Here is a 1,862-nt window from a genome sequence, read left to right as displayed (position 1 = left end):
CGGGCTCAACTCCGCACGCCGGGCCCGCGCCGCGGCCTCCCGCTCGACCGTCCGTCTGCCCGCGCCCGCCTCACGGGCGGCGCCCGTCCCCCGCGGTGCGGACCTCGGCATCGACGGCGTCCCGCCGTTCACCACGCCCAACGGTGACTTCTACCGCGTGGACACCGCGCTCACCGTGCCCCGCCTCGACGTGGCCGACTGGACGCTGCGCGTGCACGGAAAGGGCGTACTCCGGCCGCTGGCACTGGACTTCGCCGCTCTCCTCCGCCGCCCGCTGGTCGAGCGGCGCATCACGCTCACCTGTGTCTCCAACCAGGTCGGCGGCTCCTACACCGGCACCGCGGTCTGGCTCGGCGTCCCGCTGGCCGCGCTGCTGCGCGAGGCGGGGGTGCGTCCGCCCTCCGAGGGCGGTGCGGCCGACCAGCTCGTGGCCCGTTCCACGGACGGCATGACGCTGGGCAGCCCGGTGGAGACGGTCATGGACGGGCGGGACGCCCTGCTCGCCGTCGGCATGAACGGCGAACCGCTGCCCTTCGCGCACGGCTTCCCCGTCCGCATGGTCGTCCCCGGCCTCTACGGCTATGTCTCCGCGTGCAAGTGGCTCCGGGAGCTGGAGCTGACCTCGTTCGACGACTACGACGTCTACTGGGTCAAGCGGGACTGGGCGCGCGAGGCGCCCGTCAAGACCCAGTCCCGCATCGACACTCCCCGCCCGCTGGCCTCGCTCAGGCCCGGCACCGTACGGGTCGCCGGCGTGGCCTGGGCACAGCACCGCGGCATCGACCGCGTCGAGGTACGGGTCGACGACGGCCCCTGGCACCGGGCACGGCTCGCGGCCGAGGACAGCCGCGACACCTGGCGGCAGTGGATGTGGGAGTGGCCCGCCGCCTCCGGCAGCCACCGCCTCCAGGTACGGGCCACCGACAGGGACGGCGAGACACAGACCGCCGAGCGCGCCGGGACCGTACCGGACGGCGCGACCGGACGGCACTCGGTGGTGGTCGACGTGGCATGACACCCCGGCCGGCTTCCCGGCCCTACGGCCTCCTCCCGACCTCCGGTCCGGACGGCCTCGCCGGGTCTCCCGGCCTCCGACTCCCCGAAACAGCAACCCCGTTCACCCGCAGAAGGAGAAGTCAGCAGATGAACACCACCCGTATCCGCAGGACCCTGCTCACCGCCACCGCCGTCGCGCTGCTGCCGCTGGGCGTCACCGCGTGTTCCGGCGACGGCGGTGACGGCGGCGGCACGAGCGCCGACGGCAAGAAGTCCGAGGCTCCCAAGGACACCTCGAAGGAGCAGAAGCCCACCGCGGGCGGCGAGTTCGGCCCGGCCTGCACGTCCGTGCCGAAGACCGGCAAGGGCAGCTTCCAGGGCATGGCCCAGGACCCGGTCGCCACGGCCGCGTCCCACAATCCCGAACTGTCCACGCTGGTCGGCGCGGTGAAGAAGGCGGGCCTGGTCGACACCCTCAACAGCGCGAAGGACATCACCGTCTTCGCGCCGACGAACGAGGCGTTCGAGAAGGTGCCGAAGGCCGATCTGAAGAAGGTGATGAGCGACAAGAAGATGCTGACCAAGGTCCTCACCTACCACGTGGTGGGCGAGAAGCTGCCGAAGGAGAAGCTGGCCGACGGCTCGTACCCGACCCTGGCGAAGGAGAAGCTCACCACCTCGGGCTCCGGCGACTCCTACAAGGTCAACGACGAGGCGGCCGTGGGCTGCGGCAACGTACGGACGGCCAACGCGACGGTGCACCTCGTCGACTCCGTGCTGATGCCGCCGAAGTGACCGGCGGGCGTACCCGCGTGCGCGGGCGGCTCGGCCCGTCCGGGCCCTGACGCGCCTCGCGCACGCGGGTA

2 protein-coding genes are annotated in these 1,862 nt (G+C 72.5%); both read left to right on the top strand.

Annotation, left to right across the window (positions count from 1 at the left end; translation table 11 throughout):
- Positions 1–1,015: molybdopterin-dependent oxidoreductase (locus AN218_RS29885; protein WP_171908852.1), on the top strand; the 1,015-nt coding region annotated here is incomplete at its 5' end.
- Between the two features lie 128 nt (positions 1,016–1,143).
- Complete coding sequence (locus tag AN218_RS29880) at positions 1,144–1,791, top strand: fasciclin domain-containing protein (RefSeq protein ID WP_070020183.1); 648 nt, start codon at positions 1,144–1,146, stop codon at positions 1,789–1,791.
- Positions 1,792–1,862: the final 71 nt, after the last annotated feature.

The organism is Streptomyces nanshensis (assembly GCF_001751255.1).
Classification (GTDB): domain Bacteria; phylum Actinomycetota; class Actinomycetes; order Streptomycetales; family Streptomycetaceae; genus Streptomyces; species Streptomyces nanshensis_A.
Note: the sequence above shows the minus strand (reverse complement) of the source record. Positions and strands in the feature narration are given on the sequence as shown.